Raw genomic sequence first — 26140 nt, forward strand, 5'->3', positions numbered from 1 at the left:
TTATGAAAAAAATAAGCCTAAGCCTCTGCTTAACCACGCTTTTCTTTTTCGGTTGCAGGTCTAATAGCGACGTAGACGCGAATGGCGTACCAAATAAGGTCGTAATTGCCATGTATGGAAACAGTGGCGAAAATGCAAGCTCTTTAAAAAAAGCAATGGCACCACTAAGGGATTATTTTGCCCAGCAATTACATAAAAATGTAGAAATATATTATACTACAGACTATACAGCTGTTGTTGCGGCTATTCACGCTAAAAAAGCGGATATTGCTTATTTAGCACCTTTTTCTTATATCCTTTGTGCGCAAAAAAAAGATATTACGCCATTGGTGGTGGTAGGTAAAGACGGTAAAGCTACCATGTACCATAGTTTTATTTTTGTGAATAAAAAATCTGGTATTAAAACGATGGACGAATTAAAAGCCAAGGCTAAAAATTTAACCCTAGCTTTTTCAGATCCAGCGTCTGCATCAGGCCATCTCATTCCTATGGCCTATTTAAATACGATAGGTTTATCGCCCGATACGGCATTTAAACAAACAATGTTTGCTGGCAGTCACCCAGGTGTTATCTTAACAGTTGCTTCGGGTAAAGTAGATGTGGGAACTTCTGCTATTGAATACGGGCTTAATCCATTAATAGCTAAAGGACTTGTTGACAAAGACCAATTTAATATTTTATGGACGTCAGATCCTATTGTAGGAAGCCCCATTGTAATTAGAAATGATTTAAATACAGATTTTATTGCAAAAGTAAAATCTTTGTATTTAAACCTATATAAAGATGCACCTGAAATATTTAATAATTATATTAAAGTGTATAAAATCGATCCTACATCATTGTCTTATATAGCAGTTGATGATTCTTTGTATAATGGCATTAGGAAAATAGCCAATGGAATTAAAGATTTGAATATTGAAAAATAATGCTTGTCTAAATTATTCAAAATCAATTGAACCTAAATATTTATGATAGAAGTTCAAAATATATCTAAGTTCAGTAAAAGTGGCCGAAAGCTATTGAACAACATTAGTTTTACTGTTAAAAAAGGTGAATTTGTAGGCATATTAGGTGCTAGCGGTGCAGGTAAAACCTTAACTTTAAGAACCCTCAATCGGTTATTGACGCCTGATGAAGGTGTGATTAATTTTGAAATGTCGCCCGGTATTTTTAAAAATATCAGCAGCGTTTCAAAAAAAGAATTAAGAGCAATTCGCCAAAAAATTGGGGTTATTTTCCAGGGATATCATTTAATACAACGCTCTACTGTTTTAGAAAACGTGTTAATTGGTAGAATTGGGAGTATCAGTACGTTGAGAAGCATTTTTTATGGGTTTACTGATAAAGAAGCAGCAGAAGCAATGGTAGCTTTACAGGAAGTAAACATGGCCGAATTTGCAAATCAAAAAGTGGCAAGCTTAAGTGGCGGCGAAAAACAAAGAGTGGCCATTGCAAGAGCCATTTTCCAAAATCCAAGTTTGGTATTAGCCGACGAGCCAATTTCTAATTTAGACCCGAGTAATGCCAAATTAATTATGAAATTGATTAAAGCGTTATCAGACCAAATACCTGTTATAGGTGTTTTCCACCAACCACTTATGACTGCAAAATATTGTACTCGGGTAATTGCAATAAAAGAAGGGCAGATCGTTTACGATGGCCATCCTAATTTATCTGAAGAACAGTTATTGGATATTTATGGATTAGAATTAGAGCAATTACAACAATTTTAATTTTTATACCTGTGCAGCTTAAAGAGTTTAAAATACAGCGTTACTATAAATGGCTATTACCCATTATAAGTTTGTATATCTTGGTATATTTTTCATGCAAAATTTGCGAGGTTAATTTCAATGATTTTTGGGGCGGGTTTAGTAAAAGCTGTTATTTTCTGGCTAAAATGTTTCCGCCAGATTGGGGTAGCTTTCAGGAAATGTTGGTACCCACCATTGATAGCCTGCTGATGGCTATTTTAGGCACTTTTTTTGGTACTATTTTATCATTGTTCATTGCCATATTTGCTGCTAGCAACATTAGTAATAAGTGGATAAAAGCTATTTGTAGAGGCTTAATTAGTATTGAAAGAGCCATACCTGAACTTTTCATTTTATTAATACTCATTACTGCTTTTGGTTTTGGTGCAATGCCAGGTGTTATTGCTTTGATGTTGGGCTGTGTTGGGATGATGGGTAAATTTTTTGCCGATGCCATAGAAGATACAGACCCTGTGATTTTAGAATCTATGCGTTCATTAGGCGCTGATAAAATTCAGACATTATACTTCGGCATAATACCGCAAATTTTTCCAACCATTTTGTCTACTGCATTATTTCGATTGGAAATTAATATCCGCCTTTCTATTATTCTTGGAGCCGTCGGTGCTGGTGGTATTGGCTATGAATTGGAAAATTCATTTAGTATGTTGCAATATAACCGAGCGCTTTCGGCCTTATTAATTGTATTGGTCATGGTTTTTGGTATCGAAAAAATCTCTAATTATTTTAGAAATAAGTTACATAAAGATGGGTAATAAGCAACTAGTCAATTATCAACTGCCATCAAAAAAGTTTACTAATAAACTTATTTTAAATGGGATCATTTTTGCAAGTATTAGCGCCATCTGCTATTACTTAAATTTTTATCCTTGGATAATATTTTCTGAATTCCATTTTTTAAAAGATTTAATAGGCGAGATGTTTCCACCAAGCCTAACTATTTTTTGGGACAACAGCGCCATTTTCACTTCTATTTTACAAACATTGGCAATGGCTTTTCTAGGTACTTTTTTCGGTTGCGGTATCGGTACTTTTTTAGCCTTTATATCTGCCAATAATGTTATGCCCAATAAATATATCAGAAATATCATAAAATTCATACTTACTGTAATAAGAGTAATACCTAGCTTGGTGGTGATATTGATATTTGTAATTACTGTAGGGCCAGGTAGTTTTGCTGGGTTACTGACATTGTTTGTAATTACCATTGGCACTTTTGGTAAACTATTAACGGAGGTATTGGAAAACTCAGATTTAAAACCATCTGAAGCTATTTTTTCTGTTGGCGCCACTAACCTCCAAGTCATTCGTTTTTCTATTATTCCGCAAATATTACCGGCTTTTATCACTAACTTCTTGTACTCATTCGATTTAAATATGCGGGTGTCTATTGGTCTTGGCATTTTTGGCGGCGGGGGTATTGGCTACAAATTATATTTAGCCATGCGGGTTTTACATTATAAAGATGCGCTCGCTTTAATAGCTTGTATTGTGTTGATGGTTTTAATTATTGAAAGCGTATCCAACTTTTTGAGATTAAAAATAGTTGAGAATTAATAAGTCTTAGGGTAACTTTCTGTGTATTCTGGAAGTTAGAATATTTAATTTAATTAATCTAATGAAAATTTATCCAATACCAATTGTAGCTTTTTGAATCAGCTCAAAAGTAGAAATTATATTTTTTGCGAAATGGATTACAATAGTGTAAGTTTTCATAAGTTCAGCTATAGTAAGATTAGAGTTAAAACCACAAATGTTAGAAATTGTCTCATAGTTTCGTGTTTTATTTTAGATGCAAGGAATATATATATCAAATAGCAAGAACTAACTAGATTTATTTAATCAGTGGCGGAACATGGGATTAACGCAAAAAACTTTTTCAGCACCTGTTAAGTTCCACAAAATGGTCCATATTGCGGAACTTTATAATTTAGTTGAATAATTTAAAATTTTATCTCTAAATTTCTATTTAATTGTAACCATCAACAATTGAATTGCACATTATACAAGAAATAATTCAAAGTATATAAACGAAACAACTTGAACAGTAAAGTGTATTGAGTTTATTAATAAAAAACCAAACCACCAATAACAAATCATCTAATCAATTTTCAAAACTGTCATTTAGTATTAGCCGTTATTCTTGAACTATTACTCTTGGTTGATTTTGATGATGAGGAAACACGTAGACACTTAGCTGTTTAAATATGTCGCACCAATATATTTTAGAATCGAAGAACAATATGAGCCAAAAAATTTAATTACCAAAACTTACACTAAATTAATTGTATATATAAAAAGATAATTCAGCAAATATTCCTTTTATTTATTCAAAAAAATATGTTTTTAGTGCTCGCATCAATTTTCATTTTTAGGACATTCTATAAACTTCAATGAAGTTAAAAAGTGTAATCTTTATCAATATACGCAGCAAATACTTCACCTGCTTTAAACTTTGCCTGCTTTCCATTAAAAAGTAGTGCTACTGGGCTTACCAAAATGGCTCCGGCAGCAACAGCTGTGCCGCTACCATTAATATTCTTTTTTATACTGCTTCTTAGTTTCACTACCTTACCATTACTCAAATAAAGATAATCAATTGTAAAACTTAGCTTTCCTTTTTTGCCAAAGGCTTTAGCTCCTTCTGCCTCTGTAACAGTGCCTGTTATCTTTGTCCCTTTGTCTACTACTATTCTATCGTTTATTATAATTGGATCCGAAAGTTCAAAGTTGATGGATTGACCGTTACTTAGTGTTTTACCGCTAATATCTTGTAATAGGGCTGCTTTTATTTGATAACCTTCACTTAGTGTGAAGTGTTTGGTACTACGTTGCGAAAAGAGACTGCCAGACAGCAAAATTGCCATTAAGGTAAGTGTGTGTTTGATTTGCATATGTAATTTTTAACGTAAATTTAACTGTAACTGTTGATGTATCCAAATAATTCATTCCTAAACAAATTTTTTTATTAATTCTCTAGTTTTTTATTTATTAATCGAGAAGGTTGTGATAGCTCTTAGATAGTATTACACTAAGACAATTATGATTAACCAAATACAATTTTTTTAATCCTTTGTCTACTTTTTTATTTTGAGCTTTATTGAATTATATCCGAAATGCAAATAAATAGTATAGCAATAGTTCTAGCAATGTCATTTATACGATCAACAGAACTACAAATCTTTTTGAAATTACGATTGTTGATTAGATGGTGAAGTTGCTTACTTATCAAATAATTTAACTTTCGCAATTGCATAAAAATCGATTGAATACCACTTTCAACCTTTATTTTTACACAAAATTTATTACTATGAAGCTATTTGTAGCAGGCTTAACTGGCGATTTTGATGAAGCAGATTTGAAAGAAATGTTTGAATTATATGGCGAAGTAAAATCATCTCAAATTATAATAGATAGAGCAACGGGCAAAAGTAAAGGTTTCGGTTTTGTGGATATGCTAAACGATGCAGAAGCAAAAGAAGCCATGCAATTATTAGATGGTGTAGCGATGATGGGCAAAAAAATTGCTGTTAAACAAGCAGAAGACCAACCACGAAAAGCGCCGGGTTCGTCTTACGGTAACAACGATCGTGGCGGTGGCTATGGTAATAATAACCGTGGCGGCGGCGGTTATGGCAATAATGACAGAAGAAACGGTCCACCACCTAGAAGAAATAATTATTAGAACATTAAAAAGCCCAATCAACGTGATTGGGCTTTTTAATGTGGCTTATTTTACCAGAAAGGTCATAATCTTTTTGGCATTAAAAGTAGGAACGTAAAGTAGGCGTTTTGCGGCATCGTAGCCAATATCTGCTGTGTTTACTTTGTCTAAATGCGTGTCTAGTAATGTTTCAAATGTACCATTGGCATACACGTAATAGATATAACCACTCCAAGATGTAGCAATAAAATCACCATTGCCTATCGGTTCTAAGCCATCACCCGCTTGTGGCAGTTCTACAATAGTTGTTATTTGCTTATGCGCATCTGCTTTTACAAAACTTTTACCTGATAATATATAAAGGTCATCTTTTATTGCTTTTAAGCCATTAGCGCCTTTCATATTTTCTAGATAAAGACTTGGTTTGTCGTTAACTATTTTCCAAATTCTAGCTGTTTTTGAGTCAGACACATATACTTCGCCTTTATCACTTACGGTAATGTCATTTAAGCCTGTAGCACTGTCTACCGCTATTTTCTTTTCAATGGTGCCTTTCTTAATATCTATCACCACCACTTCACTAATATCTGCTACATACAATTTATTGCCTACACGGCCTAGGCCTTTTGGTGCGTTTAAGCCTGTTATCCACTTGCTATTAATAATTTTACCATTAACATCCAAAATCTCTACACCACCTTGGCCATCTACGCCCCAAGGCGCGCCATCTATTAGTGAAACATATAATAATCCCTTTTTGGTATCTGGCAATACCGATTCTGGTACAGCTATTACCGTATCAGTTTCCCATAGTTTTTCAAGACGATGTGTTTGCGCTTGTCCACTAGTAATGGTTGCAGCTAATAAAATACCTAGTAAATAATGTTTCATATGTTTTTGTTTTTAGCACTGCAAATGTCAGTAAACATTGGTTGAACGAGGTAAATTTTTTTACTAAAACACCGCCATTCATCCAATACTTTACACGCAGTAAAAAATCATTTCTTTTCCCCTTATCTTCATTGCTCAAACCTAGTTTACGTATGAGTACATCTAAATGGCTGTTGCTATTATCAACTTCAATTCTTGCAAATGCTGCATTGGCGCAGCAAAAACAGTTTACCACTGCCGATTTATTGGCCAATAAAACCCCGAAAAACTTTTACAATGCCTTACCCGTTGTAGTAAAATGGGTAGATGATGAGCATGTGATGTTAAACCAAAAAATCCATCCAGATTCTGCAGCTAAAAACTATGTATTAGATGTCAAAACGGGTCAGTTAACGCCCTCTAGTTCTACTGCAATGCCTGTTGGTCGTGGCTTTGGTAGAGATGCTGCACCTGTTGGTGGCAAATCGGTTTATGTTAAAGACAATGATTTGTATTTGCGTAGCAATGGCGAAGAAAAACGCTTAACCAACGATAAAGCCGAAGAGAAAAACCCTACATTCTCGCCCGATAGCAATTACATCGGCTATACCAAAAACAACAATTTATATACCTACAATTTTACTACTAGCAAAGAAACCCAATTAACTACCGATGGTAGCTTTACTACCCTTAATGGCTATGCAAGTTGGGTGTATTACGAAGAAATTTTTGGCCGCCCTACGCGTTATCGTGCTTTTTGGTGGAGCCCCGATAGCAAAAAACTAGCGTACATGCATTTTGATGAAAGCATGGTGCCGATGTTTCCTATTTACAACAGCGACGGACAACATGGTAGCTTAGAAGAAACCCGCTATCCTAAAGTAGGCGATAAAAACCCTGAAACCAAAGTGGGTTTTGTAAATCCTGATGGTGGTGCTACGGTATGGGCCGATTTTAATGAAAAAGACGACCAATATTTCGGCTGGCCGATTTGGAAACCAGATGGTAAAAGCTTGATTGTTCAGTGGATTAACCGTGGACAAGATAATTTAAAATTATATGATGTAAATCCTTCAACAGGCGCTAAGCAAGTGTTTTATACCGAGCAACAAAAAACTTGGATTGACCTGGAAGATGGCGCTGGTGGCAGAATTACCTTTTTAGAGAATAAAACGGGCTTTATTTTAAATAGCGATAAAACTGGCTGGAACCATTTGTACCTGCACAATATGGATGGTAGTTTAAAAAATCCTATCACGCAAGGTAAGTTTACTGTGCTTGATGTAAAAATGATAGATGAAAAAAATAGTCTAATTTATTTCACAGCCCGCAGTAGAGAAAATACGGCGCGTATCGATTTTTACAGTGTAAAAATGAATGGTACCGATCTAAAACGCCTCACGTTTGGCGATTATAACCATGCACAAATTAGCTTATCGCCCAATGGGAAATACTTTATAACCACCTATAGCAATGTAAGTACGCCAACTAAAATGACTTTGGTAGATACAAAAGGTAAAATAATGAAAGAGCTTGGCGATGCCAAAGGCAGCGAAATGGCCAATTATCCATTGGCTAAAACCGAGTTGATTCGTATTAAAAGTGATGATGGCTTGTACGAATTACCAGCGGTTGTTACTTGGCCTACCAATTACGACCCTACCAAAAAATACCCGATGCTCATTAGCATTTATGGTGGGCCTAATGCAGGTACAGTTTGGGATACTTGGAACTGGAGCAACAACCGCCAGTTTTATGCCAATGAAGGCTTAATTCAAGTTGCTTTTGACCATAGAGCGAGTGGCCATTTTGGTAAAGAAGGTGTAAACTATATGCACCGCAACCTTGGCTATTGGGAAATGACCGATTATAAAACGATGGCGAGATGGTTTATAGCTAATGGTGGTGCCGACCCTAAAAAAATATGTATTACGGGCTTTAGCTATGGTGGCTATATGAGCTGTATGGCGGTTACTTATGGTGCCGATGTGTTTACCCATGCGATGGCAGGTGGTAGTGTGGTAGATTGGCGCTTGTACGATAGCCACTACACAGAGAAATTTATGGATACACCAGACGAAAACCCAGATGGTTATAAAAGCAGTAGCGTATTAAGCTACATTGATAAATACAAAGGCGTATTGCAAATTGTACATGGTACAATTGACGATAATGTACATATGCAAAACAGCTTGCAACTAATAGCCGCCTTAGAAGACAAAGGCAAGGATTTTGAAATGACTTTTTATCCAGGTGGTAGACATGGTTGGGGTAATTTACCAGCCCGTAATGCCCATTTTAATAACCTTAAAACCAAGTTTATCTATAAATACTTGCTTGAAAAACCAGTACCAGCGGGTTTATTGAGATAGTTAATAGGTTATACATATAAACAGCCGAAGCAGTTAACCGCTTCGGCTGTTTTGCTTTTGGTAACTTGCTTTAAAGTGCTATAATATTGGATAGCGTTGAATATGGCTGTTGTAGAAGCTAGTTTGCTCTACGAAACTTGCAGTTTAGCAATGATATGTTTTTGCCTTCGGCAATGTTGCGTAATTAAAAAGTTAACCTAATGGCTATTTTATAACTGCAAGATTTGCGGAGCTGGATATTTACAACCAGTTAACAAACATATCACAATAAAAATAAAATCAATGCCAAATGAGGGGTTATTCCAAAAATTCCAAAACAATAGAAATCCCCTACTACTTTTAACGATTTGATAATTGAACCATTTCAGTAATGGGTTTCATTGAAGGTAGTTTTGTCAAAATAACTAAACCAACCAAAAATGAAGAAAAAATTTACCTCAATTATTATTGCCTTCTTTCTACTGATTTCAGTTACAAACAGTTTTTCGCAAACACTTATTCACTATTGGCATTTTAATAATTTTACAACAGCAACTCCCATTCAAGATGTTGTAGCAAATCCTATTGCACCTATAACTGCCGATTACACAATTGTTAGTACCCCATCACCACAAGTATCTTATACGGTTCTCCCAGGTACCGCTTCACCATACAATACATATTGGGATTATCTTGCAAGTACAAATACTGGTACCAGTAATGCACAGACGATTAATGGTACATTAACTCCAGCTGGTAATGTATTAAGACCACGTAATCCATCTGATAAAATGCAAATTTTATTTAAAGTACCTACTACTGGCTACCAAAGTATTGCTATGGCATTCGATTATCAAATATCTAGTGTTGCTAGTGGTCCAAATTCTATTATAATTGATTATAGTACAGATGGGGGTACCACTTTCGTTACTTCTGGATTATCTATTATAACCTATGCAGGTGCTACACCTATCACTACATCAACAGTACCTTTTGATGTTACATCTACTGCATCTTCACTTGCTACAAACTGGAATACACTTAAATTTACTATTACCAATACTGCTGCAGAAAATAATCCTAATTTAGTAATACGTGTAAAACATGGTACGCCTAACAGTGGTACATCGGGCAACGTACGTTACGACAATATAACTATCACTGGTACGCCAATAACTTTACCAGTTACCTTGTTAGCATTTAATGCGATAAAAAATAATGGTAAAACACAACTGGTATGGAATACTACCAACGAGCTAAATATGCAATCGTACAATGTAGAAAGTAGTACAGATGGCACTAATTTTAATTTTATTGCAAGTGTTGCACCTGCTAATACTGCTTCATTAAATAGCTATAGCTATACAGATACTAAATCTTCGGCGGCTATTACTTATTACCGTTTAAAAATGATGGATAATAATGGCAGTTATACTTACAGTAACGTAATTACTGTTAATAGCGCAACATTAACTAGTAAACCACTAAGTGTATATCCTAACCCTGTGGTGAATGGTACATTGCAACTAATGCATGAAATAACTTTGGCTAATGCTTCTGTTGATATTTATAGTGTAAATGGTACATTAGTTAAAAGCTACCCAGTTGCTGCGGGCATGATAGTAAGTAACATCGCTATAAACAGCTTTTCATCAGGCACTTATATCGCCATCTTGAAAAATAATGGTAGCAATTCATCTGTACGATTTTATAAAAAATAAACGCTTAGGCAATTAATAAATGTTTAAAATTGTGGCTAATAGATGTCCCAATAAAGCACATCGTTACCTAATAATGAATATGAACAAACGCCTAATTCATAAAATCAGTCTTTTTTTTGTAGCTATTTGCTACACACTCACTGTGTTCGCTGGATATAAAACAAACAAGGATACAACAGTTGTTTCCTCTAAACCAATTACAGGTAATAATATTGTTCAATTTGTATTTACTTCCGATCAACACTATGGCCTTACCAAAACGACTTTTCAAGGTGCAACTGAAGTAGATGCACACATTGTAAATGCAGCTTTGGTAGCTAAGCTAAATACCTTAACTGGTGTTACATTTCCTAATGATGGGGGTGTGAAAGCAGGCTGTGCAATTAAGTTCATAGATTGTGTTGTGACTACAGGTGATATTGCTAATAGATCGGAAAAAGGTGTTCAAGCAGCGGCAGCCTCTTGGAGTCAGTTTTATGCTGATTATATAACTGGAATGGCGCTAAAAGATAGCAATAATCATAAAACGCCCATTTATGTTGTGCCGGGTAACCACGATGTAAGTAATGCCATAGGGTATCATAAAATGATGACACCACCTGCCGACCCAACTAGTGTTATTGGTATGTATAATTTAATGGTATCACCCACAGCCCCCAAAACTGCCGCAACCTTTAATTATGCTACAGATAAAATACATGCGTCCAAAAATATTGGTGGAGTACATTTTATTTTTCTTAATCTATGGCCAGATTCTACGGAGCGTGCGTGGATGGAAAATGATTTGCTTACGGTAAGTGCTACTACACCAGTATTTTTATTTGCACACTCCATACCAGATGTAGAAGCTAGATTTTTTACCAATCCAAATGGCGCAGGCGATATTAACAGTACCGATAAATTTGAGAATCTATTATCAGAAGTGTTTAAAGATGGCGCCAAAACCATCAACGAAAAAGCACTCATTGAACAAAGAGCATTTGCCAATTTTGTGAAACTTCACCCCAATATTAAAGCCTACTTCCATGGGCACAATAATTATAACCAATACTATACGTGGCAGGGGCCAGATTCAACTATTGCCCTACCTTGTGTAAGAGTAGATTCGCCAATGAAGGGGGCTGTTTCTGCAAAAGATGAAACCAAGTTATCGTTTCAAGTAGTAGCGGTAGATACCCTAAATAAAAGTATGACGGTGCGTGAATGTTTATGGAATGCTACACCTACCAATCCTTCAGCACCAATAGTTTGGGGCAGTAGTATGACCTTTTCTATCCAGTAATAGAGTATCTAATTGTTGTAAAAAAGCCCCAAAAGCTCAAAGTTTTGGGGCTTTTTTACGTATTCACTGCCAAAAAAGGACGCCTTGGTTGACAATTGCTGCAAAAGAGAGTTGGTTGCATTGCCCAGCCTTTCCAAGTTTTTTAAACTTGGAAAGGCTGACCGAAGCAACCCCGAAGTCGCAGAGGCTTTAGGAGTTGTATTTTATGTTATGGCTTTGTAAGGGCTAATCAGTTACTGTACGAATTTTGATTAAGTTTGTAAGAATAAATCTTATCAAATATGTCGCTACAATATATTACTGACAATACAGGTGCGCACACTGCGGTAGTGATACCAATACAAGAGTGGGAGGCGATGGTGCATAAATATGCCGATTTGAAAAGCTTAGAAGCTGAACCTAGAAAAGAAAAAGTAAAGTTGTCTGACTATGCAGGTAAATTATCTATAGCAACCGCAGACGCTATGCTAAACTATGTTGCTGAAAGTAGGGGTGAATGGGAAGAAAGATTAAAGAAACAACTGTAAGTTTATGTACTTGCTAGATACCAACGTTGTTATTGATTACTTTAAAGCTGCATTACCTGAAGAATCAATGCAACTATTAAGTTCTATTTTAGATGAGCAGCCGATTATTTCTGTCATTACCCACCTCACCAAATTCCCCTCAACAGAGGGGTGGTCGCAGACCGGGGTGTCATCATACCACCATACAGTATAGCCCCTCATATTACAAACATTTACCTTTCTTTAACATTTCATATGGTATTTAATGTTTTTGTAATTGATATATTCGTAAACGTTTATACAATCATTAAAAACCAATGAACATGGCGTCAAAAAGCGAAACAGGCCACGCAGTTAATGTGGCAAACTTTAAATTGTTACTAGATACCGTAAAGAGTTACGGTGCAGATTACAAACCTACCAACCCCAAATTGCTACTGCCTGCCCTGACGGCTAAATATGCTACCGCAAGTGCCGCACAAGACACGATTAATAAAGCAGAACAGCAAGCCAAAGATCCTACGGCACAAAGAGAGGCTTTGTTTAAACCCTTGGGTAAGCTTATTACTAAGTCGCTTAACTATTTTAAAAGCTGTAGCCCACTAACTACGACGTTCCACAATGCCAAAAGCCTCGCAGATAGGGTAAGGGCTGTCTCAAAACACAAAGCTAGTACGCCCCTACCCGCTACTAGCACCCCTACACCGCCACCTGACCACAAAAACATAAGTACTAGCCATGCTAGCTATGTAATGCGTGCCGATGCGCTGGACAGCTATATTAAGTTATTAAAAGCACAGCCCATTTACGTGCCTAATGAGGCAGATATAAGCATTACTGCCTTAGAAACCATGTATACCAGTCTTAAAGCGGCCAACGATACTATTGGCGATATTATACTGCCAGTGTCTAACGCACGTATTGCCCGCAACCAAGCCTTATACCATCCAGAAGATGGCTTATTAAAAGCAGCCGAACTGATAAAAGTATATGTGAAAGGTATTTATGAAGCGACATCGCCTAAAACCAAATTGGTAACTAAAATAAAATTTAGAGACGTGCAGTAAAACTTACTCAGCTTATTTCAAAAGCCATCATGTAGCCATCATGATGGCTTTTGTGTTGGTACATGGGGCTGCTTAATGGTTGTAAAAGTCAACTGTTTGCTTGCAAAAGGCATAGTAATAGTTGCAAAAGGCGTAGATATTTTTGCATATCGTAATGTATTCGTTCAAAATACATCAGATATTTTTACATATCGTTATGTAATTGTTACAAAATAGGCAGATATTTTTATAGATTTTAATGTGATTATTGCAAATAGCTTAGTAACTTTTCAAAAAGTAACCGTAACTGTTATTAATACAAGTATAATGATAGGATATTCGGTGGTTAATGTTGCAAAGCCCTACTACCATTTACCAAATAGCATGTCAATTACTAAAATATAAATGGTAGCTGCTGCGTATTCTACCTTCGGTACTTCGCCGCATTATCGTAATATTGCTACATAACTTACCTCGCATGACCCTCGCTGATTCTTTATCTATAGCTTTTAGAACCGTTCGTAGCAACAAACTGCGCACAGGCATTACCGTTACCATTATTGCATTGGGTATTATGGCTTTAATAGGTATTAACATGGCTATTTACGCGATGAAATCTTACCTAAAAGATAGTTTTTCTTTTATGGGGGCAAATGGGTACACCTTGCGCTTTAAAGATTCTAAAGTGCGCTTTGGTGGGCCTCGTACTGCTACTTTGGGTAAGGTAGGGCAAAAGGAAAAAAAATCGAACTTAGATAAGCCCATTCGCAAAGAAGAAGCGGAGTTGTTTAAAACGCAGTTTAACTATCCCGCCACAGTGTCCATTTCGTTGCGTGCTACAGATAATAGCTTAGAATGTACTTATGCCGATAAAAAAACCAATCCTACTTGCTCATTATTGGGTGGCGATGAAAACTACCTTAATGTAAGTGGTTATAAAATAGCAGTAGGCAGAAACTTTAGTAGTTTGGATGTATCCTCTGGCCGTAATGTGTGCTTGCTAGGTAGCAATGTAGCCACCAAATTATTTGGCGATAATCCTGAACGATGTTTAGACAAAGTGATTCGTGTAGGTAGTTTGCAATATCGGGTGATCGGCTTGTTAAAACCAAAAGGGACAAGTTCGTTTTTGCGCCAAGATGATGCGGTAATTACCACCTATTTAAATGTAAAACGCCTACCTATTGCATCGCCTTCTTTTAGCATAGGTGTTATGGTAAACAATGTTACAGAAATGGATGCCGCTATTGGCGAAACAACGTCCTTGTTTCGTTCTATCCGTAGGCTAGAACCTGTAGAGCAAGATAATTTTGTGATAGAAAAAAGCGACAAGTTTGCCGAAATATTTATTGGCTTACTAGGAGGGATAGCTGGTAGTGCTATCCTTATTGGTTTAATTACTTTGGCAGGTGCTTCCATAGGATTAATGAATATTTTACTGGTAGCAGTAAGCGAACGTACCAAAGAAGTGGGCTTGATAAAAGCCATTGGTGGTAAACGTGTAGATGTACGCAGGCAGTTTTTATTTGAAAGTTTAATTATTAGCTTATTTGGTGCTTTTTTTGGCATCATCCTAGGCATTTTAGTAGGCAACCTTTTCAGTTTATTGTTAGGTACGGGCTTTATCATGCCTTGGGGGTGGATCATTACGGGTGTGTTAATTTGTACAGCTGTAGGCTTGTTGGCAGGCATTTACCCCGCTATTAAAGCTTCTAAACTCAATCCTATTGTGGCATTGCGCTATGAGTAATAATGAGTGAGTAGTGAGTGTCAATGGTCATTGGTCAATCGTCAACTCTAGGCAATCGACAACCTGCAAATTGCAACTAATAACCAGCAAATTTTAAATCCGTACTTTTGTTGCACCTGTTGAAAAACAGCAAACGAACAAATTATGGCAAAACATGCATTTGACAAGTTCATGAACAATGAACCAACTGGCGCTAAGAAGAAAGAAATGGTTAGGGTAGAAAAGCGGAAAGCGAAAGCCGAAGCAAAAGCCATTGGCGACCAAAAGCGCCGTGAAAAGTGGGAAAAACAACACGGCATTGTAAGCGAAGAAAAGCCCGCTCCGAAAACGCCTTTTAAAAAAGCTGCTCCCAAACCTCGGGTAGAAAAGTCCGAAACAGAACGTAAATTTTCTAAAAACTATGTTCGTAGCAACAGCGATAAATACTTTAAACCCGAAACTACTCCCAAACCAAAAAAAGTAGGTGAAGCTACTGAAACAGTAGCTGAAGACATGCCTTTGAACAAGTTTATTGCGCACGCAGGTGTGTGCGGTAGGCGTGAAGCTGCCGAACTGGTAAAGCAGCGTTTGGTAACTGTAAACGGCGATATTGTCTATGAGCCAGGTTACAAAGTATCTGAGAAAGACGAAGTGAAAGTAAAAGGCAAGCAGATTTTCCCAAAGAAGAACCTTGTATACATTTTACTAAATAAGCCGAAAGATTATTTGACCACAGCCTCTGACCCAGATGGTAGAAAAACAGTGCTAGATTTACTAAAAGGTGCTACACCAGAACGTATCTATCCGGTGGGTAGATTAGACAGAAATACCACAGGTGTGCTACTGTTAACCAATGATGGCGAACTAGCCCAAAAGTTGACGCATCCTAGCTTTCAGATCAAAAAAGTGTATTCAGTAAAACTAGATAAGCCATTGACAAAACGCGACTTTGAAAGCATTTTAAGTGGTATTAACTTAGAAGATGGGGAAGCCCATGCAGATAGCTTAGCATACTCAGATACAGGCGATAAAAGCAATGTAGGTATCGAAATTCACAATGGTCGTAACCGCATTGTTCGTAGAATATTCGAGCATCTCGGTTACGAAGTAAAAGCATTGGATAGAGTAATGTTTGCCAACCTGACAAAGAAAAATGTTGAGCGAGGCAAATGGCGTTTCTTAAACGACAAAGAAGTGCGCTTACTAAAGTATCTGAACCAATCGTTCGCCAAAAAAGCCCCGAAAGCCGAACCTAAAGTAACTACAGATTAATACCTATTCTCTAACAGATTTATAAAGACACCAACAGTACCATAGATACAATTACGCTTTGATAAGATAATTCCAAGCTATGTGCCTATGTGACGATGTGGTGAAATGTTCCGATTATGAAGTTGGATATTTTATTTGAAAATGACCTATTCATTGCTTTAAATAAGCCATCAGGCATGTTATCTATACCCGATAGAATACAGAGTGAGCCTTCGATGAAAGATTTTTTAATAGCCAAATATGGCCAAATATTTACTGTACACCGTTTAGATAAAGATACAAGTGGCATTATTGTATTTGCCAAAGATGAAGTAACCCACAAAGCGTTATCGCAATTATTTGAAGGTAGGGCCGTAGAAAAATATTATTTGGGTTTGGTGAATGGAACGCTAATGAATGAGCGGGATACCATTAACATCGGTATTATGGAACATCCTGCTAGAAATGGTACGATGGTAACCAATGCTAAAGGCAAGCCTTCTATTACAGATTACGAAGTGTTGGAAAACTTTAGAATTTACTCTTGGTTACAATTCCAAATTCATACTGGGCGAACACACCAAATACGTGTCCACATGAAGTACATAGGCCATAGCATTGTGTGCGATGCTATTTATGGTGATGGCAAACCTGTATTGATTTCAGCACTAAAAAAGAACTTTAATTTGGCTAAGAAAGAAGAAGAGGAAAGACCTATTTTAGGCAGATTAGGATTACACTCCTACAAATTAAAATTTGAGTTACACGGTGAAACCTATCATCTAGAAGCGGAACCGCCAAAGGATTTGCGAGCCCTGCTACAACAATTGCGCAAGTGGAAAAAAGGGTAGAGATAGGAGCGTTGATAATGCCGATTTAAGCAGATTACAACAGATACTTTTATAATAAAAAGACTGCATCAAAATTTAATGCAGTCTTTGATATACATTCGCAATTCACTACTTACCACTCACTATCTTCTACCTTCCTTCATCCCTTTATGGCTTTCTAATTTTGCCAATTGTTCGGCGGTAAGTACATTTTTAAGGCTTTCTTTTTCCTCATCCATCAAGGCTTTCATTTGCGCTTTCTTTTGTTCAGGAAGCAATGTAGCATCTTCATGTAAGGCTTTCATTTTTTCATGTAATTGTGTTTGAGCAGTTTTAATTTTTGCTACTTGGTCGTCTTTTAAACCCAAATTTATTTTCATTCTCTCTAGTCTTGCGGCGACTTGTACTTGTCTATTGTCGACCATTCTTTTTTTGTTTTCCGCTATTTTTGCTTTTTGTTCTGCAGTAAGCAAGCCATCTAGCTTCTCTTTTTGTGCTTTTAAAATAGCCGCTTTTTGTTGCTTGAAGTCGCCCATGGTTAGTTTATCATTGTTGTACAAAGCTGCTATCTGCTTGCTAGTGTTTTCTCTAATGATTTTACCCTGTTTTTTTTGGTCTTCGGTTAGCTGAATATGTTGTGCAAAGCGCTCTTTGCCTTTCTCAAATCTGCTTTTACGGTCTGCAAATTTATCTGTCCCATCACTATGTTTAAAGTCTTTACCTTCTTTGCCATCTCTACCTTTAAAGCCCATTGGTGGTTTATGTGGCATGTTTACTTTGGTGCTGTCTTGTTGTGCGTTGGCAGTACTTGTCATTATTAATGCTATTACTGCTGCTGAAATCATTGCTTTCATGTGTTTTTGTTTTTAGTTGTTTTTTAAAAGCTTGTTTGTAGGTAAGAGACCAATCCATAACCACTACGTTTAAGGGTTCTAGCACCTAATCGGTAGAGAGGAATTTTTTACGGCTGTTCGTTGTTTTTTAGAATTCTGTATCTTACCATCCTAAACATTGCATTATGAGATACCTCTTACTTAGTTTTTTGATGGCTTTTTCTGTCGTTGCGTTTGCGCAAAAAACGTATATCTATTGTGGTCAGCTCGTAGATACAAAAAATACTACCATGTTGAAAGAAATGACCATTGTGGTAGAGAAAAACAAAATTATAGATGTACAAAAAGGCTACACAGTAGCTACCGCTGCTGATAAAACTATCGACTTGAAAGCCTACACGGTGATGCCTGGTTTAATAGATTGTCACGTACACATTGATCACGAAACCAATCCTAATCGCATGTTGGCCTTTCAGCAAAACAAAGCCGACATAGCTTTTGGCTCTATTCAATATTCAAAAACAACCTTAATGGCGGGCTTTACCACAGTTAGAGATTTGGGTGGTTCGGTAAGTATCGCCGTTCGTAATGCCATTAATAAAGGTCAAATTGTTGGGCCAAGGGTGTATACGGCTGGTAAAATAATATCTAGCACGGGCGGCCATGGCGACGCTACCAATGGCTTACGTGAAGATTTAATGAATATTTCTGAATTAAATAGTGATGTGGTAAATGGTGTAGATGAATGTATAAAAGCTGTAAGACAGCGCTACAAAGAAGGGGCTGATTTGATAAAAATATGTTCTACTGGTGGCGTATTAAGCTTAGAAAAAGATGGTAGTGGCGCACAATTTTCTGAAGAAGAAATTAGAGCAATTGTAACCACCGCTAAAGATTATGGCATGCGAGTAGCCTGCCATGCACACGGGGCAGAGGGTATTAAGCGTGCTGTTCGAGCAGGTGTAACTTCTATAGAGCATGGTACATATATAGATGATGAAGCCATTGCTTTAATGAAACAAATGGGTACTTACCATGTGCCTACCATTATTGCGGGTAAATCTGTGGCCGATTCTGCCAAAAAACCAGGCTATTTCCCTGAAATTATTGCTACAAAAGCCACTACTGTTGGTGGGCTAATTCAAGGTGCTTTCGCAAAATCGTACAAAGCAGGTGTTAAAATAGCGTTTGGTACCGATGCAGGTGTGTATGCACACGGTAAAAACTGGATGGAATTTGAATACATGACTCAAGCAGGTATGCCTATTTTAGAGTGCATCAAAGCAGCAACAGTCAACGCATCTGATTTAATTGGTGTTTCAGACGATTTGGGCACGATAGAAAAAGGCAAACTAGCAGATATAGTAGCTGTTGACGGCGACCCTACTAAAGATGTAAAAGTAATGGGCAAAATGGTGTTTGTAATGAAGGATGGTGTGGTTTATAAATCTACAAAATAGTTTTTTGTAACCAGCAATTGTTCCACCATTTGGCATCCTTGCGTCGCACACTGCGGCGCTTTGATACTTTATTCAACAATTAATCCATCACCTTCATTTTTTCGAATTATTTTATTTGTATGAAAAAAATAATATTACCACTTTGCTTGTTATGTGCAGTATCTTTTGGCAAAGCCCAAAGCCTATCAAGTACCGAGCAACAGATAATTGCATATATTAATCAGCATTTGCCACAAACACAGCAATTATTGGTAACATCCGTTAATATTAATAGTGGTACACTTAATATAGATGGTGTAAAAAAAGTAGGTGCGATATATGCAACTGAGTTAGAAAAAGCAGGTCTAAAAAGCGAATGGGTAACGCTGCCAGATAGTTTACATAGGGCAGGACATTTAGTAGCGATAAAAAGAGGCACCAAAGGCAAACGTGTTTTTCTTATTGGCCATTTGGATACTGTTTTTGAACCCGATATGCCAGCAAATCCTTGGAAAATATTGAACGATTCCACAGCTACGGGTCAAGGTGTTAACGATATGAAAGGAGGCGATGTGGTCATCATTGCGGCATTGCAAGCTTTAAATAGTTTGGGTTTATTAAACGATGCTTCTATAACCGCCTATTTTACTGGTGACGAAGAAAAAGCGGGTTCGCCAGCAAGTGTTAGCAGAAAAGACTTTATTGAACGTGCCAAACAATGCGATGTGGCACTAGGTTTTGAGACGGCTGTGGGGTTAAATACAGTAGCTACTGCACGCAGGGGTGCAAGCGGCTGGAAATTACAAGTAACAGCTAAAACTGGCCACTCATCAGGTGTATTTAGTAGTGGTTCTGGATACGGCGCCATTTATGAAGCTGCAAGAATTTTAGATGCGTTTAGAGTACAATTAAGCACAGAAAAGTATCTCACGTTTAACCCTGGCTTAATAGTTGGTGGTTCAGATGTAAATTATGATGAAACAAAAGCGAAAGGCGAAGCTATTGGTAAAACCAATATTATCTCACCATCAGTTACTGTAACTGGCGATTTACGGTTTTTAACTGAAGCACAGAAATTGGCTGCTAGAGATAAAATGCGAGACATTGTTGCCACGAGTTTAAATGGTACAAAGTCTACTATTAGTTTTACAGATGGTATTCCTAGTATGGCACCAACCGATGGTAACAATCGCGTTTTAAAAGTAATTGATGGCGTTTCACAAGCAATGGGAATTGGCAGCACAATAGCTGGTGATCCAGGTTCTCGTGGTGCAGGCGATATCTCTTACATAGCGCAATCCCTTGATTGTGTTGATGGTTTAGGAGCTTCAGGTAAAGGGGCGCATGCGCCTGGTGAAACCATTAATTTAAAAGAATTTCCACTATTAATACAACGGGCAGCATTATTGATTTATAGGCTTACACACGAGTAATTAATTTAATAACTCTCGCTATCATTTGGAAAATCTTGGCTTTTAACATCTGTGATATAACCTGTTACCGCATTGATTATTTGTTCGTGTAAATTGGCATATTGGCGCAAAAAGCGTGGTTTAAATTCGGTGTTTATGCCAAGCATATCGTGCATTACCAATACTTGTCCATCACAGTATTTACCTGCACCAATACCTATGGTTGGAATAGTTAGTGCTTCGGACACTTCTTTGGCCAATAACGCTGGAATTTTTTCTAACACAATGGCAAAGCAACCTGCTTCCTGTAGCAATTGACAATCTTTTTTTAATTTTTCTGCTTCGGCATCTTCTTTTGCGCGTACGGCATAAGTACCAAATTTATAAATGCTTTGAGGCGTTAAACCCAAATGACCCATAACAGGTATACCAGCACTTACAATGCGTTTGATGCTGTCTACTACTTCTTCCCCACCTTCAAGTTTTATGGCATGCGCTCCCGTTTCTTTCATAATTTTTATTGCAGAAGCGAGCGCAACTTTTGAATCAGATTGGTATGTACCAAAAGGCATATCTACCACTACAAAACTTCTATTAACACCTCTTGTAACACACTGTGCATGATAAATCATTTGTTCAAGTGTGATGGGCAAGGTGGTTTCATGGCCTGCCATTACGTTGCTGGCGCTATCGCCAACCAACATTACATCAATACCTGCAGCATCAAATATTTTGGCAAAAGAAAAATCGTACGCCGTAAGCATAGAAATTTTCTCGCCATTGGCTTTCATTTTTTGTAAAGTATGGGTAGTTATTTTTTTAACTTCTTTGTTGATAGACATTTCTGTAAATTTTATTTCAATTCTTCATATAAACTTTGCACCAAACCATCTGCCAAACCAATTTTTGGTACATATATTTCTTCAATATCAGCCCATTTCATCACATTTATATAGATGAGCAAAGCAGGTACAATTACGTCTGCACGGTCTTCACGTAGCTTATAAATGCGTATTAATTCTTCTACACTATAGTTGCTAAATTCTTTGTGATAATCTTTTAATAGCTGCAGTGTGAGTGGCTTGCCTTCTTTCTTTTTGCTTAGCGAAAAAACCTTATTGATATTACCACCGCTACCAATAGCGCAGATGGGCAAACTAGATTTTGTGTTTTGCTTTAAGTGGTCACGCATTTCATCCCAAACAGTATCGTGTATTTGTTGTTTTAACAAACGAATAGTGCCAATGTTAAAACTTTCGCGATATTTCATTTTGCCATCGCAAAAAAAAGTAAGTTCTGTACTACCACCACCTACGTCTATATATAAGTAATTGTGATTTTTATCAAGCCCTTCTGCAATGTGGCTTTGGTTAATCATAGTTGCTTCTTTATCGCCACTGATGATTTCTATTTCTATGCCTGTCTCGAGCTTTACCTTTCTAATAATGTCGGCGCTGTTTTTAGCATCACGCATCGCACTAGTAGCGCAGGCTCTAAAATGTTCTACCTCATAGGCTTTCATTAGGTGTGCGTAGGCTTTCATCGTTTCCATAATCATTTGCCTACGACCCTTACTTATTTCGCCCAACTCAAACACATCAAAGCCCAAGCGTAGCGGCACGCGTACCAAATTAATCTTATTAAATTGTGGTTTACCAGTATTGGTTTCAACTACTTCTGTAATTAATAATCTTGCTGCGTTACTACCAATATCAATTGCTGCTAGCCTCAATTTGTTTTTCTGTTTTTTGGTATAGATAATGGTAGGTTTCTATTTGGGAACGTACCTTTTTGCCGGCGTAAGATACATAGTTATTGCTCAGTTCATTGTTTAGGGTTCTTGCCTTTACGTTATCTTTCAATTGTATGTTAATGATATCTTTTATTTCTTGCTTTATGGTAGTATCTAAAATTGGTAGAGCGGCCTCAACACGATGGTCTAAATTTCTTACCATCCAATCGGCTGAAGAAATAAACACTTTTTCTTTTCCGCCATTGTGAAAAATAAGCACCCTTGCATGTTCTAAATATTCGTCTACAATACTGATAGCTTTTACAGGATGTTTAAACTTTTTATTTTCCATTACCGCACAAAAAATACTACGAATAATGAGGTTAATTTTTACACCTGCAGTAGCCGCTTCGTATAGTTTGTTAATCAATGTTGCATCACTTAATGAGTTGACTTTTACAGTTATTTCAGCATCTTTTTTGGCTTTCGCATTTTTAATTTCTATGTTAATTAAAGCTTCTAGTTGCTTGCGCATATTGGTAGGGCATACCAGCAAAGTTTTGCAAAGTTTAAGGTGATGTATACCTGTTTGCCAGTTTTCGAGATAATAGAATATGCGGTTGATATCAGCCATTATATTTCGATTGGCTGTAAGCAAACAATGGTCGCCATAAACTCTTGCAGTTTTTTCGTTTAAGTTACCCGTACTTACAAAGCCATACTGAATTGTTCTTGTGCCAACCCTTTTTTTGATGATACAAAGCTTCGCATGAATTTTTTGTTTGGGTACACCTAGCAGCACTTTTACGCCCTCATCTTCCAATACATTTTTCCATTCAAGATTAGCTTCTTCGTCAAATCTTGCTTTAAGTTCAAGCATTACCACCACTTGCTTACCATTGCGCGCAGCATTGACCAATGCATTAATAATTTTAGAATTAGAAGCTAAACGATAAGCCGTAATTTTGATAGAAGTTACAAACGGATCCATAGCTGCTTCACGTAGCAAATCAATCACACTATTGTAGGATTGATAAGGGAAATGTAGCATCACATCCTTTTTTAAAATGACATCGGTAACACGCATGGTGTTTTGTAGATCGGGATGCGTAAAAGGTATTCTGTGTTCGTCATGGCTAGAAAACACATCAGGAAAGTCCATGAAATGCCTAAAGTTGTGAATACGCCCACCTGGTATGATATTACTTTTTCTAGATAGGTTTAAACGACGAATGAGATATTCTAATAAACCAGCATCCATTTCTTTATCGTACACAAAACGTACTGGTTTTCCTTTTCGGCGGTTTTTCAAACCTTTTTCTATTTTTTCCACAAAAGTGGTACTCAGGTCTTGGTCTATGTCAATTTCTGCGTCTTTAGTTACTTTAAAAACGTGCGCTTCAAAATGATCGTAATCAAAGTACGAAAATATATTTGGTAAGTTGAAGCGAATAACATCTTCCAATAAAATGATATGCTTTTCATCGGCTTTAGAAGGTAAAATGACAAATCGCCCAACAGCTTTTGCGGGTATTTCTATCAGTGAATATTTTTGCTGATAGGCATTATTTTTTTTGCGCATAACTACCCCCAAATAGATACTTTTATCTCTAATGTATGGCATTTGTGCTAACCCTTCTACCATCAGAGGGATAACATTGCTGCGTACTTGTTCATCGAAAAAGGTTTTTACAAAATCTTGCTGTGTTTTGGTTAAATGGTTTTCGTCTACCAAAAAAATCTTTTCTTTTTTAAGCTCTTTGGTGATGCCATCCCAAATCCGGTTAAACTCATTTTGTTGGCTAAGAACCGTGGTTTGTATTTGATCTAAAATGGCTTGGGGATCGCTTTCCATATGCATATTAAGTCGCTTTCTTTTCTCAGCATACTCAACCATGCGTTTTAAAGCTGCTACACGAACACGAAAAAATTCATCACTGTTATTCGAAAAAATACCTAAAAATCTAATGCGTTCTTTGAGAGGAACGGTGGGGTCATTGGCCTCTTGCAATACCCTTGCGTTAAAACTTAGCCAACTAATATCTCTTTGTATTAATGCCTGTTTACTCATAATTAATGCCTTGTTGGTTCAAATATAACAAGTGGCTTATTGGCAAAATGTTATGTTTTGATTACTGATGGAATGGTTCAAATGATATTTTAAAAAATGTATTCTGAGAATTCGTTTATGATATGTTATCTTTTTTGTTCGTTTTCAGCAGCCATTTCTCTAATAATTGATGAGCGTCTGGCGTTAATTTTAAAGCAAAAACACCAGTAATCATTAAACCAGAAAAGATGATGCCTCTCGCAAAAATAGCAATCCAACCATTTAGATGAGTACCTATCAAATAAGCCAATACAAACGCAGCAATTGACAATAAAATGCTATACAAAGTTTTGCTATTAAATGGCTGCATTTTAAATACTCTGCGTATAAACTCAAACCGGATGGCATTGTAAATCGTGAATGATAATAGTTGTGCGTATGCAGAACCGATGATGCCATATTGTTTTATTAAAAAATAGCTACTCGGAATCATTAAAATCATTAAAATAATACCACTAAAAAAGTCGAATTTCCAGCGATTGGAAGTTAAAATTACCACGTTATTGACACCTGTACCAGCATCAATAATACGCATTAAGCCTAATATAATCATTACTTTATAACCTGCTAAAAAGCTTTCAGGAATATGGAGAACTTTAATAGTATCAACCGTATTTAAAACCACATTGCCATAGATAAAAAAGCTCATTATCATCATATTGATACAACTTCTACTGTATATTCTACTTACTTCTTCTACATTTTTATCTTTCCATGCTTGAGAGATAGCGCCAATACTAACATTTACTAGACTACGCTGCGGCGCTTGTACTAAACTAGCCAAATATTGAGCTAAAGCAAAAACGCCAGTGGAACTTAATCCTAGTAATGCTGTAATAATAATCCCATCAATCGATTCTTTTAGAACAGTTATAATAACGCCAGAATAGTAGAGGCTTTGCATTGCAAGCATTTTCTTATAAAATTTTTTGCTTACATGACTAATTTTAAAAGTGATGTAAAACTTGTTTTGTCTAGCTAAATAAATTATTAGGCAGATGGCAATGGCTAAATAGGTAAAAGCAAATAAGTAAATAAATACAGAAAAATTAATTAATTTGAAGTAATATATTGCAATTATTACGGAAGTCAAAAGCCTTAAAACCAGCTCTTTTAAAAAAGTAGGTGCAACTGCATTTTTAAGTGACAAAGAAAAGGCCTCTAAAATTCCAAACAATAAAATGCCTAATCCAAAAGGGAATACCCAATAGTAAAATGCTAAAAAAAGTGGGGAATTATGACTAAACTTTAATACTACAAATGGCTGAAAGACAATCCCGCCAAGCGTTACAAGTGTGAAGCCCAAAATTGAAGCACAGAGCGTCCAGGTAAGTAAGTCATTTTTATTATCAGGAAGATTGTCTTTATAATATGGGTAAAATTTATACAGCACTGTTACTGCACCAAGGCTACCAAAAGCAAATGCACTTTGGCCAAAATCCATAAAAGCCCTTGTTAAACCATATTCATCCGTTGTAAAGAGCCTCGTGAATAAATACATATTTATAGCCCCAACTGCAAAGCCAGTGTATAAGATGATGCCTGAAATAATTGCTTGTTTTCTAATGGTAGCCATAAATTGAATTAAC

The 26140-nt window shown here is 36.6% G+C and carries 22 protein-coding genes; 15 read left to right on the plus strand and 7 right to left on the minus strand.

From position 1 onward, the window contains the following. Positions 1–2: 2 nt before the first annotated feature. The 4 genes from ACFOW1_RS11515 to phnE (ACFOW1_RS11530) are packed head-to-tail and all read left to right on the plus strand — an operon-like array spanning position 3 to position 3332. Positions 3–926, plus strand: a complete 924-nt coding sequence (locus ACFOW1_RS11515) for a phosphate/phosphite/phosphonate ABC transporter substrate-binding protein (RefSeq protein ID WP_379014414.1) — start codon at positions 3–5, stop codon at positions 924–926. A 42-nt stretch (positions 927–968) separates the two neighbouring features. After that, positions 969–1733, plus strand: coding sequence for a phosphonate ABC transporter ATP-binding protein (locus ACFOW1_RS11520; protein ID WP_379014416.1), 765 nt, complete (start codon positions 969–971; stop codon positions 1731–1733). A gap of 11 nt (positions 1734–1744) precedes the next feature. Then, positions 1745–2530 carry a phosphonate ABC transporter, permease protein PhnE gene (phnE, locus tag ACFOW1_RS11525; protein WP_379014418.1) on the plus strand — a complete coding sequence of 262 codons (786 nt, stop codon included), beginning with the start codon at positions 1745–1747 and terminating at the stop codon, positions 2528–2530. Next, positions 2523–3332, plus strand: a complete 810-nt coding sequence (gene phnE, locus ACFOW1_RS11530; protein WP_379014419.1) for a phosphonate ABC transporter, permease protein PhnE — start codon at positions 2523–2525, stop codon at positions 3330–3332. The genes phnE (ACFOW1_RS11525) and phnE (ACFOW1_RS11530) overlap by 8 nt, the downstream gene beginning before the upstream one ends. Positions 3333–4174: 842 nt before the next feature. Here phnE (ACFOW1_RS11530) and ACFOW1_RS11535 read toward each other — a convergent pair. Beyond that, a complete protein-coding gene (locus ACFOW1_RS11535; protein WP_379014421.1) occupies positions 4175–4669 on the minus strand; it encodes a hypothetical protein in 495 nt (164 codons plus the stop codon). 416 nt (positions 4670–5085) lie between these two features. Here ACFOW1_RS11535 and ACFOW1_RS11540 point away from each other — a divergent pair, with 416 nt between their 5' ends. Then, positions 5086–5460 (plus strand): RNA recognition motif domain-containing protein, encoded by a 375-nt coding sequence (locus ACFOW1_RS11540; RefSeq protein ID WP_379014422.1) that lies wholly within the window; start codon positions 5086–5088, stop codon positions 5458–5460. Positions 5461–5505: 45 nt separating this feature from the next. Here the strand turns inward: ACFOW1_RS11540 and ACFOW1_RS11545 are convergent, their stop codons facing one another. Continuing rightward, positions 5506–6330, minus strand: coding sequence for an ATP-binding protein (locus tag ACFOW1_RS11545; protein ID WP_379014424.1), 825 nt, complete (start codon positions 6328–6330; stop codon positions 5506–5508). Between the two features lie 152 nt (positions 6331–6482). Here ACFOW1_RS11545 and ACFOW1_RS11550 point away from each other — a divergent pair, with 152 nt between their 5' ends. From ACFOW1_RS11550 to ACFOW1_RS11585, 8 genes are all read left to right on the plus strand, one after another. Next, on the plus strand, positions 6483–8681 hold the full coding sequence (locus tag ACFOW1_RS11550) for a S9 family peptidase (protein WP_379014425.1): 2199 nt from the start codon (positions 6483–6485) through the stop codon (positions 8679–8681). A gap of 419 nt (positions 8682–9100) precedes the next feature. Beyond that, positions 9101–10381, plus strand: a complete 1281-nt coding sequence (locus tag ACFOW1_RS11555) for a T9SS type A sorting domain-containing protein (RefSeq protein ID WP_379014426.1) — start codon at positions 9101–9103, stop codon at positions 10379–10381. A 79-nt stretch (positions 10382–10460) separates the two neighbouring features. After that, positions 10461–11663 (plus strand): metallophosphoesterase family protein, encoded by a 1203-nt coding sequence (locus ACFOW1_RS11560; protein ID WP_379014428.1) that lies wholly within the window; start codon positions 10461–10463, stop codon positions 11661–11663. A 281-nt stretch (positions 11664–11944) separates the two neighbouring features. Further along, complete coding sequence (locus tag ACFOW1_RS11565; protein WP_379014430.1) at positions 11945–12190, plus strand: hypothetical protein; 246 nt, start codon at positions 11945–11947, stop codon at positions 12188–12190. Positions 12191–12492: 302 nt separating this feature from the next. Continuing rightward, entirely contained in the window at positions 12493–13236 is a 744-nt protein-coding gene (locus tag ACFOW1_RS11570) for a hypothetical protein (protein WP_379014431.1), read from the plus strand. Between the two features lie 457 nt (positions 13237–13693). After that, positions 13694–14965 carry an ABC transporter permease gene (locus ACFOW1_RS11575; protein ID WP_379014432.1) on the plus strand — a complete coding sequence of 424 codons (1272 nt, stop codon included), beginning with the start codon at positions 13694–13696 and terminating at the stop codon, positions 14963–14965. A 144-nt stretch (positions 14966–15109) separates the two neighbouring features. Then, entirely contained in the window at positions 15110–16216 is a 1107-nt protein-coding gene (locus tag ACFOW1_RS11580) for a pseudouridine synthase (RefSeq protein ID WP_379014434.1), read from the plus strand. 116 nt (positions 16217–16332) lie between these two features. After that, positions 16333–17046, plus strand: coding sequence for an RluA family pseudouridine synthase (locus ACFOW1_RS11585; protein WP_379014435.1), 714 nt, complete (start codon positions 16333–16335; stop codon positions 17044–17046). Positions 17047–17168: 122 nt separating this feature from the next. Here ACFOW1_RS11585 and ACFOW1_RS11590 read toward each other — a convergent pair whose 3' ends face one another. Then, positions 17169–17879: a hypothetical protein gene (locus ACFOW1_RS11590; RefSeq protein WP_379014437.1), complete on the minus strand. Its 711-nt coding sequence runs from the start codon at positions 17877–17879 to the stop codon at positions 17169–17171. A gap of 164 nt (positions 17880–18043) precedes the next feature. Here ACFOW1_RS11590 and ACFOW1_RS11595 point away from each other — a divergent pair, with 164 nt between their 5' ends. Next, the gene (locus ACFOW1_RS11595; protein WP_379014439.1) at positions 18044–19318 is read left to right on the plus strand and encodes a metal-dependent hydrolase family protein; all 1275 of its coding nucleotides are present in this window, start codon (positions 18044–18046) and stop codon (positions 19316–19318) included. A gap of 119 nt (positions 19319–19437) precedes the next feature. Continuing rightward, entirely contained in the window at positions 19438–20730 is a 1293-nt protein-coding gene (locus tag ACFOW1_RS11600) for a M20/M25/M40 family metallo-hydrolase (protein ID WP_379014441.1), read from the plus strand. Positions 20731–20735: 5 nt separating this feature from the next. On the opposite strand, the gene panB is transcribed toward ACFOW1_RS11600, so the two are convergent. From panB to ACFOW1_RS11620, 4 genes are all read right to left on the minus strand, one after another. After that, positions 20736–21551 (minus strand): 3-methyl-2-oxobutanoate hydroxymethyltransferase, encoded by an 816-nt coding sequence (gene panB, locus ACFOW1_RS11605; RefSeq protein WP_379014442.1) that lies wholly within the window; start codon positions 21549–21551, stop codon positions 20736–20738. A gap of 11 nt (positions 21552–21562) precedes the next feature. Next, on the minus strand, positions 21563–22441 hold the full coding sequence (locus ACFOW1_RS11610) for a Ppx/GppA phosphatase family protein (protein WP_379014444.1): 879 nt from the start codon (positions 22439–22441) through the stop codon (positions 21563–21565). Next, positions 22422–24512 carry a polyphosphate kinase 1 gene (gene ppk1 / locus ACFOW1_RS11615; protein WP_379014445.1) on the minus strand — a complete coding sequence of 697 codons (2091 nt, stop codon included), beginning with the start codon at positions 24510–24512 and terminating at the stop codon, positions 22422–22424. The genes ACFOW1_RS11610 and ppk1 overlap by 20 nt, the downstream gene beginning before the upstream one ends. Positions 24513–24627: 115 nt before the next feature. Further along, a complete protein-coding gene (locus ACFOW1_RS11620; RefSeq protein ID WP_379014447.1) occupies positions 24628–26127 on the minus strand; it encodes a lipopolysaccharide biosynthesis protein in 1500 nt (499 codons plus the stop codon). Positions 26128–26140 lie beyond the last annotated feature (13 nt).

Origin of the sequence: Parasediminibacterium paludis, from assembly GCF_042651445.1 — a bacterium.
Taxonomy (GTDB): Bacteria; Bacteroidota; Bacteroidia; order Chitinophagales; family Chitinophagaceae; genus Parasediminibacterium; species Parasediminibacterium paludis.